The organism is Streptomyces sp. NPDC015220 (assembly GCF_043079345.1).
Classification (GTDB): Bacteria; Actinomycetota; Actinomycetes; order Streptomycetales; family Streptomycetaceae; genus Streptomyces.
Genome location: NZ_JBIBUK010000001.1, coordinates 737935 through 754923 on the forward strand (window position 1 = coordinate 737935; position 16989 = coordinate 754923).

Consider the following 16989-nt stretch of genomic DNA (forward strand, 5'->3'; position numbering starts at 1 on the left):
ACAGCACCGACGGCAAGATCGCCGTACGCACCAACATGGGCACCTACTGGAACGGCGGCACCGACTGGAGCTCCGGCTGGAGCAACTTCCTCGGCCAGGAGGGCAAGGGACGCCTCTACTTCGCCGACGTCACCGGCGACGGCAAGGCCGACCTGATCGTGCACAGCACCGACGGCAAGATCGCCGTACGCACCAACATGGGCACCTACTGGAACGGCGGCACCGACTGGAGCTCCGGCTGGAGCAACTTCCTCGGCCGCCCCAAGGGCGAGCTTCTCTTCGCCGACCTGGACAACGACGCCAAGGCCGACCTGTGGGTGCACAGCACCGACGGGAAGATGGCCGTGCGCACCAACATGGGCACCTACTGGCAGATCGAGGGCGGAGACGACTGGGTCTAGTGCCGCGACGGGCGACGTTCGCCCGTCGCCGCGCCCGGCACGCCGCCCCCGGGCTCTTCGAGCAGGGGGCGCGCCCGGGGACCACGCACCGGTCGCCGTTCTCTCACGGGCCGACGGTGCCCGCCGCGGAACTGGCCGCCCGAGCCGTGCCGCGCGGCTCTGCCGGCAGCGCGGCCACTGAGGAGGGCCCGCCCCCTCGCCCGCGCCCTCTCATGGCCTTGGCCATGGGAGGGCCGACGCGCGCGCCGCGCTGCCGCGGTTCGGCGAGCACCCGGCACGGGCTCAGCCGTGCCGGTGGCGCCAGCCCTGCCAGGCGGAGTCGATCATGTCGTCCAGGCCGTGGCGGGCGCTCCAGCCCAGTTCCGCGCGGATGCGGTCGGCGGAGGCCACGACGCGCGCCGGGTCGCCGGGGCGGCGTTCGGTCACCTCGGGGGTGACGCCCTCGTTGCCGGTCGTCTTGAGGATGCGGTCCACCATCTCGCGGACCGAGCTCCCCTCGCCCCTGCCGATGTTGAGGACGAGCGAGGTGCCCTCGGAGGCGTCGGTGAGGCGGCGGGCCGCCGCCAGGTGGGCGGAGGCGATGTCCTGGACGTGGATGTAGTCGCGTACGCAGGTGCCGTCCGGTGTGGCGTAGTCGTCACCGAAGACGCGGGGCGGCTCCCCGGCCTCCAGGCGCTCGAACACCATGGGGATGAGGTTGAAGACGCCCGCGTCGGACAGTTCGGGCGCGGCGGCCCCGGCGACGTTGAAGTAGCGCAGGGCGGCGGCCCGCAGCCCGTGGGCCTTCGCGGCGGCGGCGATCAGCCACTCCCCGATCAGCTTGGTCTCGCCGTAGGGGCTCATGGGCGCGCACGGGGTGTCCTCGGTGACGAGGGCCACGTCGGGCATGCCGTAGACGGCGGCGGAGGAGGAGAAGACGAGCCGGCCGACGCCGGTCGCGGCCATCGCCTCCAGGAGCGTCTGGAGTCCGGTGACGTTCTCCCGGTAGTAGTGGAGGGGCCGCTCGACCGACTCCCCCACCTGCTTCTTGGCCGCGATGTGCACCACGCCGGTCACGGCGTGCTCGCGCAGCGTCCGCTCCAGCAGGTCGGCGTCCAGGACGGTGCCCTCGACCAGGGGCACACCGGCGGGCACCCGGTCGGCGCTGCCGGTCGACAGGTCGTCGTAGACGACGACGTCCTCGCCGCCCTCGGTCATGGCGCGCACCACATGCGCGCCGATGTACCCGGCGCCGCCCGTGACCAGCCAGCTCATCCTCGTGCCTCCTCGGTCCGTGTCACATCCGTGTCACACCTGGAACCAGCCTTGTTGATGCCCGGCGGAAAATCGAGTCCGACATATGGGTGCAACCGCCGACAAGACGGGCGGGGATGAGCGTGAGGAAGTCCCCCACTCGCCGGGAAAGACGCGATTGCGGCCGCCCTGCGGAGATTCCGGGCACAGGTTGACCTCTCACTATCCCGCAACGCGGCCCACACCAACTTCAGGTGAATCCTTTACGCTGATGCGGCCAGCGCACTTCGGGTCCATCGGCGGGCGAAGCGCACCGGCCCAGCCCACACTCGCGTGATCGGTCCTCGGAACAGGTTGTAAGGATGCCCAGACTCTCTCTCGTCGTCCCCGTGTACAAGGTTCAGGGCTATCTCGCCGAGTGCCTGGACTCGGTCCTGGGGCAGGATTGCACGGACTTCGAGGTCATCGCGGTCGACGACTGCTCGCCGGATGGTTCGGGCGCCATTCTCGATCAGTACGCCGAACGCGACGCCCGCGTTCATGTGATTCACCTCACGGAAAACGTCGGGCTGGGGCGCGCGCGCAACGCCGGTATGGAAAAGGCCCAGGGCGATTACATTCTGTTCCTGGACAGTGACGACACGTTGTCCGCCGGGGCGCTCGGGGCGATATGCGACCGCCTGGAGGAAACCGGCGATCCCGAGATACTCGTCTACGACTACGCCCGCACCTATTGGGACGGCCGGGTCCGCCCCAACCAGCGGGCGGACCTCCTGCGTCCGAGCGGCCCGGACGTGTTCCCCCTGGCCGACCGGCCGCAGTTGCTGGACCTGCTGCAGATCGTCTGGAACAAGGTCTACCGCCGGGACTTCGTCGCCCGCCACGGCCTCACCTTCCCGCCGGGGTACTACGAGGACGCCCCCTGGACGTTCTGCTCCATGATCAGCGCCGAGCGCATCGCCGTGCTCGACCGGATCTGCGTGCTCTACCGGCAGCGCCGCGAGGGCGGCAACATCCTCAAGACCCGCAGCCGCAAGCACTTCGACGTCTTCGACCAGTACCGCCGCGTCTTCGACTTCCTCGACGCCCGGCCCGAACTCGCCCGCTGGCGTGCGCCGCTGTTCCGCAAGATGGTCGACCACTACCTGACCGTCCTGGAGCGCCCCGACCGCCTGCCGCACGACGCGCGGGCGGAGTTCTTCCACCGCGCCGCCGCCGACTACCGCGCCCGGGTGCCCGAGGGCTTCCAGCGCCCGGTCGGGGGGCGCGGCCACAAGTACGGGATGATGGAGCGCGACGCGTACACCGCGCTGGCCGGCGCCACCGCCGCCGTGAAGCTCCGTCAGACCGTCAGGACCCGCACCCGCACGGCGATCAACCGGTCCAAGCGCGGCGCCATGGGGGTCTTCTACCAGTCGCAGCTGCGACTGCCGCTCGACGAGAACCTGGCGCTGTTCTCCGCCTACTGGAGCCGCAGCGTCTCCTGCAATCCGGCGGCCATCGACGCCGAACTGGCCCGACTCGCCCCGCACATGCGCCGGGTCTGGGCGATGCGGCCGGAGGCGGCCGAGCGGGCGCCCAGGGGCGTGGAGGTCGTCCGGGTGGGCTCCAAGGAGTACTGGTCGGCGCTGGCCCGCGCCAAGTACCTGGTCAACAACGTGAACTTCGCCGACAACGTGGTCAAGCGCGAGGGCCAGGTCCACCTGCAGACCCACCACGGCACGCCGCTGAAGACCATGGGCCTGGACCAGCGCAAGTACCCCGCTTCCACGGACATGAACTTCGACAAGCTCCTGGAGCGCTGCGACCGCTGGGACTTCAGCATCAGCTCCAACCGGTTCTCCACCGCCGTGTGGGAGCGGGTGTACCCCTGCTCGTACGTCTCCCTGGAGTCCGGCTACCCGCGCAACGACGTCCTCGTGAACGCCACCTTCGACGACGTGCGCCGGGCCCGCGCCGCACTCGGCCTGACCGACGGCGCCAAGGCGTTCCTGTACATGCCGACCCACCGCGAGTACCAGCCCGGGTTCACTCCCAGCCTGGACCTCGCCCGCCTGGCCGAGGAACTGGGCCCGGACGTCACCCTGATGGTGCGCGGCCACTACTTCTACGGCAGCTCGCCGCACGTGGCCGAGCTGCGCCGCAGCGGCCGGATCGTCGACGTGTCCGGCCACGCCCGGGTGGAGGAGCTGTACCTCGCCGCGGACGCGCTGATCACCGACTACTCCTCCGCGATGTTCGACTACGCCGTCCTGGACCGGCCGATCATCATCTTCGCCCCGGACTGGGACATCTACTCCGCCGTCCGCGGCACCTACTTCAACCTGCTCCAGGAGTCGCCGGGGGCGGTGGCCACCTCGCAGGCCGAGCTGATCAGGCTGCTCACGGCGGACGAGTACGACGACGCGGACGCCGCCGAGCGCCGCGCGGCCTTCCGGCGCCGGTTCTGCGAGTTCGACGACGGGCGTGCGGCCGAACGGGTGGTGCGGCGCGTCTTCCTCGGCGAGACGACCCCGCTGCCCGTCGTGCCGTTCGCCGAGCGCACCCACGCACCGACCCCCGCCCAGGCGCTCGAACTGGTCGAGCGGGCCTGACCCTTCGTTAAGGAGATCCATCAAGCCATGGCCCCTCGCCTCACTGTCGTCGTCCCGATCTACAACGTCGAGCGTTACCTGCCCGCCTGCCTGGATTCGCTGGCGGCGCAGAGCTTCCGCGACCTGGAAGTGCTGATGGTGGACGACGGTTCACCGGACGACTCCGCCGCCATAGCCGCCGAGTACGCGGCCCGCGACGACCGGTTCAAGCTGATCCGCAAGGAGAACGCCGGACTCGGCGCCGCCCGCAACACCGGCATCGCGCACATGTCCCCCGACGCGGAGTTCCTCACCTTCGTCGACAGCGACGACGTGATCCCGCCGGACGCCTACCGGATGATGGTCAGCAGTCTGGACGAGTCCGGTTCGGACTTCGCCACCGGCAACGTCTTCCACCTCAGGGGCGAGAAGTCCTGGCAGGTGCCGCTGCTGAAGATGCTGGCCGGCGAGGCCCGCAAGCGCACCCACATATCCCAGTACCCGCGCCTGGTCGCCGACCGCATCGCCTGCAACAAGGTGTTCCGGCGGACCTTCTGGGAGCATCACGGTTTCGCGTTCCCCGAGGGGATCCTGCACGAGGACATCCCCGTCGTGCTGCCCGCGCACTACCGTGCCGAGGCGATCGACATCATCGGCGAGCCGACGTACTTCTGGCGCCTTCGCGAGGGCGAGTCGGCGCCGTCGATCACCCAGCGCCGCAAGGAGCCGCAGGCGATCCGTGACCGGGTCACCGCGGTCAGCATGGTCAGCGACTACCTCGCCCAGCAGACGGCGCCGGAGTTCGCCGAGTACAAGCGCCAGTACGACGACCGGGTGCTCCGCGACGATCTGCGGCTGTTCCTCCGCGTGCTGCCGGACGCGACGGCCGAGTTCCACGAGGCCTTCCTCGAGGCGACCAACCGCTATCTCGACACCATCGACCCCAAGATCGTCATGGCCCTGCCCACGGACCTGCGCGTCCAGTGGCTGCTGGTGCGCAAGCACGCCATGCCCGAGCTCATCGCCCTGCTGGCCTCGCAGCGCCGCAAGGACCCCGTGGAGGTGTCCGGCGCCTTCCGCAAGTACGCCAGCTACCGGACGCTGGAGGAGAGCGGCCTCGACCTGCCCAAGGCGGCGCTGCGCATCGACTCCGACCTCGGCCTGCGCGCTCCGCTGCGCTCGGTGACCTGGCGGGACGGCAAGCTGCTGCTGTCCGGCGACGCCTGGATCGACAAGATCGACCTGTCCTCCAAGCGCAGCAGCCTCAAGATCGTCCAGCTCAAGCGGGACGGTTCGCGTCGGCGCATGTTCCTGCCCGCCCGCAACATCCACCGCCCCGAGTGCACCACCAACTCCGGCCAGAAGCGCTACAACTACGACTGGGCCGGCTGGGAGCTGGAGCTCGACCCCGCGAAGCTGCGCAAGGGCGGAGCCTGGCTGGAGGGCCTGTGGCACGTCGGCATCAACGTGTACGCCTCCGGTCTGGTCCGGCGCAGCGGTGTCTGGGCGCGTGGTGGTTCCGCCGCCAACTTCCCCCCCTACCAGTGGCTCGACGACAACTTCCGGCTGCTGCCGAGCGTGGAGCGCGGGGCGCTGAAACTGCGTGTGGAGAAGGTACGGGCGCTCATCACCGAACGCCGGCTCACCGACGACGCGGTGGAGATCGGCGGCGAGATACGCACCGCCCTCAAGCCGGGTGAGACGCTGGCGCTGCGGCTGACCAACGCCAAGAGCGGCGAGGTCCGCAAATACCCCGTGGAGCTGAGCCTCCAGGGTGGCCGCACCGTCTTCGACACCCGTGTTCCGCTGGCCGACGTGGCCCTGCTGGGCAGCGAGGAGCACGACGACCGGGCCCAGCCCGAACGCCGTCTGTGGAGCACCGCGCTGCTGGCGACCACCGAGGACGGAACCACACGCCAGTTCGGCAGTGTGGTGCGCGACGGTCTCGAGGACGTGAGCGCGGACCTGCCCGCGTCCTTCGGTGAGCGAGGGGCCCACCGCGAGGTCGCCCTCGTCTCCGGCACCAACGGCTATCTGAAGATCATCGGCCGGACCCGTCGCGCCGTGATCGATGGCGTCGCGCTGCGCGACGGGAAGATCGTCGTCAACGGCCACGCCAGTTCGCGACTCGTCGGCTCGGAGCTGATCATCAAGGCCAGCAACCGCTTCGACGAGCGCAAGGTCTCGGTGAACTGGACCGAGGAGGGTGCGCTCACCGCGGCCTTCGACCCGTCCGTGATGGGCGGCGCCGGACAGGTCCCGCTGAAGGCGGGCCGGTGGAACCTGCGGCTGCGCTCCGCCGACCCCGCCGTGCCGGACGCCGAGTTCGTCATCGACCGGCTCGCCCTGCCGCAGTTCCCGTTGCACACCGTGCTCAACGGACGCCGCTACTGGTTCGAGAACCGCTGGGGCGACTTCCCGCAGCTCAACTGCCGCTCCGAGCTGAGTGACATGGAGCGGGGCCCGTACCGGCAGCTCCAGTTGCGCCGCGAGGTGTACGAGCCGCTGCGCGAGCAGCCGCTGAAGGACCAGGTGTTCTTCCTCAGCTACAACGGCAAGCAGTACTCCGACAGCCCGCGCGCGATGCACGAGGAGTTGCTGCGCCGCGGCAGCGACCTGAAGTTCCTGTGGGCGGTGCGCGACAGCCAGGTGGTCCTGCCGCCCACGGCCGAGAAGGTCCGCATGTGGGGTCGCGAGTGGTTCGAGGCGCTCGCCACCTCCCGCTACATAGTCACCAACGGGCACCTGCCCGAGTGGGTCACCCGACGTCCGGGCCAGGTGATCGTGCAGACCTGGCACGGCACCATGCTCAAGAAGATCGGTCACGACATCGAGACCCTGTACTTCGACCGCGAGTACCAGAACCGTCTGGCGCTGGAGGCGAACAACTGGAGCCTCCTCGTCTCCTCCAACCGCTTCTCCACCCCGATCCTCAAGCGGGCCTTCTCCTACGACGGGGAGATCCAGGAGGCGGGCTACCCCCGCAACGACTACCTGTACTCACCGGACCGGGACCGGATCGCGGAGAAGGTGCGGCAGGCGCTGGGGCTGCCGGCCGGCAAGAAGATCGTGCTGTACGCGCCGACCTGGCGGGACGACCAGTCGCACAGCGCCGGCCAGTACCGGTTCGACCTGCGGATCGACCTGGACGACGCACGAGCCCGCCTCGGCGACGACCACGTCCTTCTGATCCGCCGCCACTCCAACGTCGTCGACGCCGTGCCGGGAGCGGGCAACGGGTTCGTGTGGGACGTCTCGGAGTACCCGGACATCGCCGAGCTGTACCTGGCCGCGGACATCATGATCACCGACTACTCGTCCGTGATGTTCGACTACGCCCACCTGAAGCGGCCGATGCTGTTCTTCACGTACGACCTGGAGCACTACCGGGACAAGCTGCGCGGCTTCTACTTCGACTTCGAGAAGGACTCGCCCGGTCCGCTGGTCTTCACCTCCGAGGAACTGGTCACCTCGATCCGCGACATCGACGAGGTCTCCAAGCGGTACCAGGACCGGTTCGAGCGGTTCCACCACCTCTTCTGCGACCTGGACGACGGCCACGCCTCCGCGCGGGTCGTGGACAGGATGCTGGAGCAGGCGAAGGAACTCTGAGTGAGTGAAAGGGGCGGGGCCCGGAGGACGTTTCCTCCGGGCCCCGCCCCTTGCCCCGCCCGGGCCGCGGACGGTCGCACGCTCAGAGCCGCACGGTCTTCACCGCGAACTGGCTCAGCATGGTGAAGTACGGCCGCAGTTCCGTCTTCCGGCGGGCCGTGGCCGGCGCGGAGGGCGCCGCGCCCAGTGTGCGCCGGGCCTTGCGCACGGCCCGGCGCACCACCGACGGTGAGGGCGCCGCGGACGGCGGGGGCGCGTCGGTGTCCGTGATCACGGGCCGCGGGAAGGTGAAGACGTCGATCGGCGCGAGCACGTCGGTGGCCAGCTTGGCCAGCGCCACCCGGGGCGCCCCGTCCGCCGGGCGGAGCCAGAAGTCCCAGACGACCTCCTTGTCCTCCTCGTCGGTGTGCTGGTCCACCAGGGTCCGGCAGTCGATCACCGCGGAGACCCGGCCGTCGCCGGTCCGCTTCAGCGGGAAGGTGAGCACGCGCTCCTTGTCCTTGCGGTGCACGGCCTCCACCACCGCGCCCCCGCCCGCCGTGGCCCCCCACAGGTCCGCCTGGACACGGATGGCCTCCTTGTCCACCTGGACGGGCCCGACCTCGGCGTGCGCCTCGCGCAGCGCGCTGCGCACCCGCAGCCGGCCGTCGTCGTGCCGGTGGGGCAGCAGCAGCGCCAGCGAGTGGTCTCCGGTCCGGGGCAGTTCCACCGCGAGCAGGTCGCGGGTGTCGCACCCGTAGCCGTCGGTGCTCAGCGGCACCTCGGCGCCGGAGGCGGTGGCCAGGACCGTGTCCCAGGTGCCGTGCGGGACGCCGGCGTCCCAGGGGACGACCGCGTCCCCGGCCGGGGAGAACGCGAAGCGGTGCTCCTCGATCTCCTTGGCCTTGCGGCGCAGCACCAGGTCGGCGCCGTGCGCCTGGGCGGGCAGCGGGCCCACGCCGACATGCACGTTGCCGCGCGCGTCGACCCGGGCGGTGGCGTGCCGGGGCAGCGCCTTGCGGGCGAAGGCCCGCTCGAGTATCGCCTCGAAGCGCTCACGGCTGGCCGTCTCGTGGAACCGCTCGGCGTTGCGCACGGCGCTCTCGGACATCTTCGCGCGCAGGCCGTCGTCCCGGACCAGGCTCAGGATCGCCTTCGCCATCTCGTCGACGTCGCCGCGCGGCACGATCAGGCCGTCCTCGCCGTGGGTGAGGATGTTGCGCGGGCCGTGGTCGGCGTCCGTGCTGACGACCGGCAGACCGGCCGCCATCGCCTCCACGAGGACGTTGCCGAACGCCTCCCGCTTGGAGGGCAGCACGAAGATCGAGCCCTTGCCGAACTCCGGGGTGACCGGGGCGACCTGGCCCATCAGCAGGATGCTGTTGGCCAGCCCCAGTTCGTTGATACGGGCGCGCAGCTTGTTCTTCTCCGCGCCGGCGCCGTAGATGCGCAGCGTCCACTCGGGCGCCTCGGCGAGCACCTTGGCGAACGCCTCGACGAGGAGCGCGTGGTTCTTGTTGTCGGTGAGGTGGCCGGCGGAGATGACGACCTTGTTGGTGCCCTTGGAACGGACCGGGGCGGCGGGCACGCAGTTGGGCATCACCGCGAGCCGGTCGCGGACCGCCGGGACCTGGCGGCCGATGCTGGCGACCTCCTCCGGCGTGAGCGCCGTCAGGGCGTCCAGGGCCAGGTACGCCGGGAAGAGCCGCTGCTTGATGTCGGTCGCGTAGATGGACGGCATCGAGTGCTCCTGGGTGACCTTGAGGTAGTCACCCGGAGCCTGGGCCAGCATGATGGTGTTGCGCGGGCTGGAGCTGACCACCACGTCGGCGTCGGTGGTGGCGAGGTACTCCAGCAGCCGCAGCTCCGCGAGTCTGCTCACCACCGGGGTCTTCGCACCCGCGTTCGGCGGGTAGACCAGCGGGAACTTGTCCGAGAGGGGATCGTCCACGTCGGAGACCGGCGAGTGCGGACGCATGTCGCTCAGCACGCGCACCGACACCCGCGGGTCCAGGGGGAAGTACGACTCGTCGCGGACCTTGCGCAGCGCCACGATCTCGACCTCGTGCTTCTGGGCGAGGGCGCCGGCGAGGTTCTGCGTCGCGCTGACCACGCCTCCCATGTGGCAGAGGTCGCGGACCAGGAATGCGATCTTCACTGTGAATTCCCCATCCAGGGCGCCGCGGTCCGACGCCGTTCCCTGTGCGCGCACTCCGGACACGGTTCGGGAGTGCTCCTGGACGTGAGACACGAACACGCGCCGAAAGGTTGTTCACCGCATGGTCACAATAAAGACACGCGCGGGCCGGGCGGCGGCCCGGGACGGCGCGCGCCGCCCACGGCCCCTGGGCCCGGCCCGGTCCCAGGGGCAGGCCGGGACCGGCCGGGTCCAGGGTCGGGCCGGGACCGAATCCGGAACCGCCTAGAACGGCTCGAAGTCGTCGTACTCCTGCTGTGCCTCGTCCCGCTCGGCCTGGCGGTCGCGGCGGCGCTGCGCCGCCGGGCGTACGCCCTCGAAGCGGTGGTCCTCACCACGCCGGCCCAGCATCTCCGCGCCCGCCATCGCCGAGGGCTCCCAGTCGAAGACGACCGCGTTGTCCTCGGGGCCGATGGCGACGCCGTCGCCGGAGCGGGCGCCCGCCTTCATCAGCTCCTCCTCGACACCGAGGCGGTTCAGCCGGTCGGCGAGGTAACCGACGGCCTCGTCGTTGTTGAAGTCGGTCTGCCGCACCCAGCGCTCGGGCTTCTCGCCCCGGACGCGGTAGAGGCCGTCCTCCTCCAGGGTGACCGTGAAGCCGGCGTCGTCGACCGCCTTCGGCCGGATGACGATGCGGGTCGCCTCCTCCTTGGGCCGGGCGGCGCGGGCCTTGGCGACCAGCTCGGCGAGCGCGTACGACAGCTCCTTCAGCCCGGTGTGCGCCACCGCCGACACCTCGAAGACACGGTAGCCGCGGGCCTCAAGGTCCGGCCGGACCATCTCCGCGAGGTCCTTGCCGTCGGGGACGTCGATCTTGTTCAGGACGACGACGCGCGGACGGTTGCCGAGGCCGCCGTACTGCCGCAGCTCCTCCTCGATGACGTCGAGGTCGGAGGCCGGGTCGCGGTCGGACTCCAGGGTCGCCGTGTCCAGGACGTGCACCAGGACACTGCACCGCTCCACGTGCCGCAGGAACTCCAGACCCAGGCCCCGGCCCTGGCTGGCGCCCGGGATCAGGCCGGGCACGTCGGCGACGGTGTAGACGGTCGAACCCGCGGTCACCACGCCCAGGTTCGGCACCAGGGTGGTGAACGGGTAGTCCGCGATCTTCGGCTTGGCCGCGCTGAGCACCGAGATCAGCGAGGACTTCCCCGCGCTCGGATAGCCGACCAGCGCCACGTCGGCGACGGTCTTCAGCTCCAGGACGATGTCCCCGAGGTCGCCCGGCTCGCCCAGCAGCGCGAAGCCGGGCGCCTTGCGGCGGGCCGAGGCCAGCGCCGCGTTGCCGAGGCCGCCCCGGCCGCCCTGCGCGGCGACGTACGAGGTGCCGTGGCCGACCATGTCGGCCAGTACGTTGCCCGCCCGGTCCAGCACGACGGTGCCGTCCGGCACCGTCAGGACCAGGTCCTCGCCGTCCTTGCCGGAGCGGTTGCCGCCCTCGCCGGGCTTGCCGTTGGTGGCCTTGCGGTGCGGCGAGTGGTGGTAGTCGAGCAGCGTGGTCACGGACTGGTCGACGGTGAGGATCACGTCGCCGCCGCGCCCGCCGTTGCCGCCGTCCGGGCCGCCCAGCGGCTTGAACTTCTCGCGGTGTACGGAGGCACAGCCGTGGCCTCCGTTACCCGCGGCGACGTGCAGCTCGACGCGGTCCACGAAGGTGGTCATGGTGAATGCCTCCTGGAGGTCCCCCCGGCCCGGGGGCGGGGGTGTTGCCGATGTGTCTTGCTTCTCAACACGCGAAAGGCGGACCCGCCTTCCCGCCCGGGAAGTGAGGTCCGCCTCGCGGAACGAAACGTTCGGTCGAGCCTGAGGTCAGGCGACCGGAACGATGTTCACGACCTTGCGGCCACGGTGGGAGCCGAACTCCACCGCACCGGCCTGCAGCGCGAACAGCGTGTCGTCGCCGCCACGGCCGACGCCCGCACCCGGGTGGAAGTGGGTGCCGCGCTGACGGACCAGGATCTCACCCGCGTTGACGACCTGACCGCCGAAGCGCTTCACGCCGAGCCGCTGGGCATTGGAGTCGCGACCGTTCCGGGTGGACGATGCGCCCTTCTTGTGTGCCATGTCTCTTCAGTCCCTTACTTCGCAGCCGTGGGGATCGACGTGACCTTGATCGCCGTGTACTGCTGGCGGTGGCCCTGCCGACGGCGGTAGCCGGTCTTGTTCTTGTAGCGCAGAATGTCGATCTTCTGGCCCTTGTGGTGGTCCACGACCTCGGCCTGGACCTTGATGCCGGCCAGCACCCACGGGTCGCTGGTCACAGCGTCGCCGTCGACAACGAGCAGGGTCGAGAGCTCGACCGTGTCGCCAACCTTGGCAGTGGAAATCTTGTCAACCTCAACGATGTCGCCGACAGCAACCTTGTGCTGGCGACCACCGCTGCGCACGATGGCGTACACGCGGATCTCACTCTCTCGCTCGGGGAACGGCACCCCCGCAGGCCAGCCGCCCGCACCGCGGACGACCTCTCCCGGCCAGCCCTGTGCCCGGGAGGAAGAGGTTTACGGGGATGTGGCGTGCTCAAGCGGCACGCCGACGGTCAAGGTTACGGGTCCTGCCCGGCAGGGGTCAAACCGGGCGGGGCCCCGCGGGTGTGCGGCCGGTCACGCGGACCGGCCGCACACCCGCGGGCCGTACGGGACGGTCCCGGACCCGCACGGGCCCGGGACCGGCGCGTGTCAGCCCTCGTCGGTCGAGGCCGAGACGGACGGCGCCGACTGCTGCGCCGCCGCGGTCTTCTTCGACGCCGACTTCTTGGCGGCGGTGGCCGTCTTGGCGGTCTTCGCCGCCTTCTTGGCCGTCGCCTTCTTGGCGACGGTCTTCTTGGCCGCCGTCTTCTTCGTGGCGGCCTTCTTCGCCGTGGCCTTCTTGGCGGCCTTGCGGGCCGTCTTCTTGGCCGGGGCCGCCTCCTCCGCCTCCTCGGCGGCCTCGGTGACCTCGGCGGTCCCGGCGGCCTCCTCGGCGGGCTCCGGACGGGCCTGCGATGCCGGGGCCGCCTCCTCCGCCGGGGCCGAGGGAACGACCACGACGGCCGTCTCCTCGGACGCGGTCGGCGCGGTGGCCTTGCGCACGGCGCGGCGGCGCGGACGGGCCGGAGCGGCGGCCTCGGCGGGCGCCTCCGGGGCGGGGGCGGCCTCGGCCGGAGCCTCGGGCTCGGCCGCCGGGGCCGCGGCCTCCGGGGCGGGGGCGGTCTCCGCCACCGTCACCACCGCAGCCTCTGCCCCCGCGGGCGAGCCGGCCGGCGCCGACACCTTGCGGGTGGCGCGGCGGCGGGCACGGCCCTTGGGCGCGGCCTCCTCGGCGGCCGGCGCCTCGGCCGCCGGAGCGGCCGGGACGACCGGGTCCTCGACGGCCACCGGCTCGGCCTGCGCCTCGTCGGCCGGCTCCGGACGCACCGGACGCCCGGCCTCCTGCGCGGCGGTGACGTCCTGCGCGGTCGGCGCCGCACCGGCGCCGTCGGCCATGGCCTTCGGCGCGCCCGCGGGAGCGGACGCCCGCCGGCTCGCCCGGCGCCTGCCACGGCCCCGGGAGGCCGCGGCCTCCGCCTCGGCGATGCTGCTGTAGAGCTCCTCGTCCGGCGCCATCACGGGCGCGGGCAGCGCGGTCGGCGCGGCCACCTCGGCGGCGACCTCCGCCTCCGTCTCGGCCTCCTCCTCGGCGGTCACCGCGGCGGCCTCCACGGCCTCGTGCTCGTGCGGCTGCTCGGCGCCGGCCCGGGCGCGCTTGCGGCGCTTGCCACCGCCCCCGGCGGCCGACGGCTGCTCCATGTGCACGATGACACCGCGGCCGTTGCAGTGGACGCAGGTCTCGGAGAAGGACTCCAGCAGGCCCTGGCCCACCCGCTTGCGGGTCATCTGCACCAGGCCCAGCGAGGTCACCTCGGCCACCTGGTGCTTGGTGCGGTCCCGGCCCAGGCACTCCAGGAGGCGGCGCAGCACCAGGTCCCGGTTGGACTCCAGCACCATGTCGATGAAGTCGATCACGATGATGCCGCCGAGGTCGCGCAGCCTGAGCTGGCGCACGATCTCCTCGGCCGCCTCCAGGTTGTTCCTGGTGACCGTCTCCTCCAGGTTGCCGCCCTGGCCGGTGAACTTGCCGGTGTTGACGTCGACGACGACCATCGCCTCGGTCCGGTCGATCACCAGCGAACCGCCGCTGGGCAGCCAGACCTTGCGGTCCAGCGCCTTGGCGAGCTGCTCGTCGATCCGGTACGTCGCGAAGGCGTCGACCTCGCTCGTCCAGCGCTGCAGCCGCGGCGCGAGGTCCGGGGCGACGTGCGAGACGTACCCGTGGATGGTCTCCCACGCCTCGTCACCGCTGACGATGACCTTGGAGAAGTCCTCGTTGAAGATGTCCCGCACGACCCGGACGGTCATGTCCGGCTCGCCGTACAGCAGGGTCGGGGCGCTGGAGCCGTTCTTGGCCTTCTTGCGGATCTCGTCCCACTGGGACTGCAGCCGCTCGACGTCCCGGCGCAGCTCCTCCTCGCTCGCGCCCTCGGCGGCGGTGCGCACGATGACGCCCGCGTCCTCGGGGACGATCTTCTTGAGGATGGTCTTCAGCCGGGCCCGCTCGGTGTCGGGCAGCTTGCGGCTGATCCCGGTCATCGAGCCCTCGGGGACGTACACGAGGTAGCGGCCCGGGAGGGAGACCTGGCTGGTGAGACGGGCGCCCTTGTGGCCGATCGGGTCCTTGGTGACCTGCACCAGGACGGACTGGCCGGACTTCAGGGCGGACTCGATGCGGCGCGGGCCGTTGGCCATGCCCAGCGCCTCGAAGTTGACCTCGCCCGCGTACAGCACGGCGTTGCGGCCCTTGCCGATGTCGATGAAGGCGGCCTCCATCGACGGCAGGACGTTCTGCACCTTGCCGAGGTAGACGTTGCCGACGTACGAGGTCGACTGCTCCTTGTTGACGTAGTGCTCGACGAGCACGCCGTCCTCCAGGACGCCGATCTGGGTGCGGTCGCCGTGCTGCCGGACGACCATCACGCGCTCGACGGCCTCGCGGCGGGCCAGGAACTCGGCCTCGGTGATGATCGGGACGCGGCGGCGGCCCTGCTCGCGTCCCTCGCGGCGACGCTGCTTCTTGGCCTCCAGGCGGGTCGAGCCCTTGATGGACTGGACCTCGTCGGAGGGGCGCTCGTCCTTCTTGCGCGGCTCGCGGACCTTGACGACGGTGCGCTCGGGGTCGTCGGAGGACAGCTCGGCGTCCGTGCCGCCGTCCCCGGCCCGGCGACGGCGACGCCGGCGACGGCGGCTGCTGCTGCCCCCGTGGTCCTCGGACTCCTCGCCCTCGGCGGCCTCCTCGGACTCCTCCTCGTCTTCCGCGATCTGCTCGGCGGTGTCCTCGGCGTCCTGGTCGGCCTGGGCGGCGGCGACCTCGCCGGTCTCCTCCGTCTCCTCGTCGCCAAGCTCCGCGGTCTCGCCCCGGCGGCGGCGACGGCCGCCCCGGCGACGGCGACGCCGGGAACCGGTCTCCTCGCCCTCGTCGCCCTCGGCGCCGTCCTCCGGCTCCTCGCCCTCGGTCTCGTCCTCGGCCTCGGCCGCGGGGGCCGGGGTGGGCTCGGTCTCCTCGACGCCCCGGCGCCGGCGGCGCCGCCGGGCGCCGACCGGCTCGGTCTGCTCCACCCGCTCCTGCGTGGCCTCCTCGGTCTCCTCGACCTCCTCGACGTCCGCCGCCTCGGCGGCCGCTTCGGCGGCGGCCCGCTGCGGGGTCTGGAACTGGGGCTCGGTGAAGACCGGGGGCTGGAACACGGCCACGGACGGGCGGGCGGGCCGGCGCGGCGTCTCGGCCTCCGCGTCCTCGGCCTGCGTCCCGGCGGGCTCGGAGAAACCGGCCGCGGCACGCCGCACGACCCGGCGCCGGCCACGCCTCGGCCCGGCCTCCTCGGCGGCCTCGGCGACGGGGGCGGCCTGCGCCGCCTCGGCGGGCCGGGTCGCGGGGGCCTCGGCGGCGGGCGCGGTCCGCGACTCACCGGCGGCTTCGGCAGCGGCGGCGGGCGCCTCGCCCGTACCGCCCTCCGGCGCACCGGCGGGAGCGGACACGCGACGCGTGGCACGACGGCGGGTCCGCGCCGGGGCAGCCTCCTCGGCCGCCTCGGCGGCGGCAGCGGGCTCCTGGCCGGCGGTCTCGGCGGCGGGGGCCTGCGGGGCAGCCTGCGGGGCCTCCACCACGGCCTCGCCGGCGTCACCCGCCGGCGCACCGGCGGGAGCGGCGACGCGACGCGTGGCACGACGGCGGGTCTTGCGCGGGGCGGCCTCCTCGCCGGCCTCGGCGGCGGGCGCCTCGGCGGCGGTCACGGACGGCGCCTCGGCGGGCGCGGCGGAGGCGGCGGCCTCGGCCTCGACGGGCTGCGGCGCGCCGGCGGGCGCGGACGCGCGGCGGCGGGTACGGCGGGCGGGCGCGGGGGCCTCGGCGGTCTCCGTCGCCTCCACGGCGGCCGACTGTGCCGGGGTGGTGCTCTCCGCGGTCACGGCGGGGACCACCGTCTCGGCGGGCTCCGGGGACCCCGTGGGCGCGGTCACGCTGCGCGTGGCCCGGCGGCGGGTGCGGCGCGGAGCGGCGGCCTCGCCGGACTCGACCGACCCGGCGGCCGGTTCGGCGGCGGCGGGCGGCTCGGTGGCGGCGACGACCGGCACCACGGTCTCCGCCTCGGCATCGGCCTTCGGCGTCCCGGCGGGCGCGGAGGCCCGGCGGCGTGTACGACGCGCGGGCGCCGGCTGCTCGGGCTCGGCGCTCACGGCACCGCCCGCCGCCGGCTCGGTCCGCTCCGCGAGGCCGGCGGCCTCGGCGGGTGCCACGGCCGGTGCGGTGATCTCGGCCGTCCCCTCGGCGGCCGCGGCGCCGGGCGGGCCCGCCGGGCGGGACGCGGCACGGCGCCGACGACGCGGCGGCAGGGTGTCGCTGGGGGTGTTCAGTTCTTCGGAACCCTTGGTGGGCTCGGTCGGTTCGAGCATGCGGGCGAATCTCCCGTCAGGCTCCCGGGCGCCGC

The 16989-nt window shown here is 72.2% G+C and carries 9 protein-coding genes; 3 read left to right on the forward strand and 6 right to left on the reverse strand.

What is annotated here, in order from left to right; genetic code table 11:
- Nucleotides 1-401, forward strand: a 401-nt coding sequence (locus ACF061_RS03585) for an FG-GAP-like repeat-containing protein (RefSeq protein WP_392265119.1), incomplete at its 5' end; no start/stop codon positions are given.
- 282 nt (nucleotides 402-683) lie between these two features.
- Here ACF061_RS03585 and galE read toward each other — a convergent pair.
- Entirely contained in the window at nucleotides 684-1655 is a 972-nt protein-coding gene (gene galE, locus ACF061_RS03590) for a UDP-glucose 4-epimerase GalE (protein WP_392265120.1), read from the reverse strand.
- A gap of 341 nt (nucleotides 1656-1996) precedes the next feature.
- On the opposite strand from galE, the gene ACF061_RS03595 reads away from it, so the two are divergent.
- Together ACF061_RS03595 and ACF061_RS03600 are read left to right on the forward strand one after the other, a co-directional pair.
- Nucleotides 1997-4228 (forward strand): CDP-glycerol glycerophosphotransferase family protein, encoded by a 2232-nt coding sequence (locus tag ACF061_RS03595; RefSeq protein ID WP_392265121.1) that lies wholly within the window; start codon nucleotides 1997-1999, stop codon nucleotides 4226-4228.
- A 27-nt stretch (nucleotides 4229-4255) separates the two neighbouring features.
- Nucleotides 4256-7819 (forward strand): CDP-glycerol glycerophosphotransferase family protein, encoded by a 3564-nt coding sequence (locus ACF061_RS03600; RefSeq protein ID WP_392265122.1) that lies wholly within the window; start codon nucleotides 4256-4258, stop codon nucleotides 7817-7819.
- Nucleotides 7820-7901: 82 nt separating this feature from the next.
- Here the strand turns inward: ACF061_RS03600 and ACF061_RS03605 are convergent, their stop codons facing one another.
- The 5 genes from ACF061_RS03605 to ACF061_RS03625 form a co-directional block, all read right to left on the reverse strand.
- Entirely contained in the window at nucleotides 7902-9956 is a 2055-nt protein-coding gene (locus tag ACF061_RS03605; RefSeq protein ID WP_392265123.1) for a glycosyltransferase, read from the reverse strand.
- A gap of 264 nt (nucleotides 9957-10220) precedes the next feature.
- A complete protein-coding gene (gene obgE, locus ACF061_RS03610) occupies nucleotides 10221-11657 on the reverse strand; it encodes a GTPase ObgE (RefSeq protein WP_392265124.1) in 1437 nt (478 codons plus the stop codon).
- 147 nt (nucleotides 11658-11804) lie between these two features.
- Entirely contained in the window at nucleotides 11805-12059 is a 255-nt protein-coding gene (gene rpmA / locus ACF061_RS03615) for a 50S ribosomal protein L27 (RefSeq protein WP_061922958.1), read from the reverse strand.
- A 14-nt stretch (nucleotides 12060-12073) separates the two neighbouring features.
- Nucleotides 12074-12394, reverse strand: coding sequence for a 50S ribosomal protein L21 (gene rplU / locus ACF061_RS03620; protein ID WP_009188585.1), 321 nt, complete (start codon nucleotides 12392-12394; stop codon nucleotides 12074-12076).
- Nucleotides 12395-12673: 279 nt separating this feature from the next.
- Nucleotides 12674-16954, reverse strand: coding sequence for a ribonuclease E/G (locus ACF061_RS03625; RefSeq protein WP_392265125.1), 4281 nt, complete (start codon nucleotides 16952-16954; stop codon nucleotides 12674-12676).
- Between the last annotated feature and the right edge of the window lie 35 nt (nucleotides 16955-16989).

What these genes read in the sequence shown, in the direction of transcription:
- galE (WP_392265120.1), bottom strand. Translation starts at nt 1,655, where the DNA reads ATGAGCTGGCTGGTCACGGGCGGCGCCGGGTACATCGGCGCGCATGTG.
- ACF061_RS03595 (WP_392265121.1), top strand. Translation starts at nt 1,997, where the DNA reads ATGCCCAGACTCTCTCTCGTCGTCCCCGTGTACAAGGTTCAGGGCTAT.
- ACF061_RS03600 (WP_392265122.1), top strand. Translation starts at nt 4,256, where the DNA reads ATGGCCCCTCGCCTCACTGTCGTCGTCCCGATCTACAACGTCGAGCGT.
- obgE (WP_392265124.1), bottom strand. Translation starts at nt 11,657, where the DNA reads ATGACCACCTTCGTGGACCGCGTCGAGCTGCACGTCGCCGCGGGTAAC.
- rpmA (WP_061922958.1), bottom strand. Translation starts at nt 12,059, where the DNA reads ATGGCACACAAGAAGGGCGCATCGTCCACCCGGAACGGTCGCGACTCC.
- ACF061_RS03625 (WP_392265125.1), bottom strand. Translation starts at nt 16,954, where the DNA reads ATGCTCGAACCGACCGAGCCCACCAAGGGTTCCGAAGAACTGAACACC.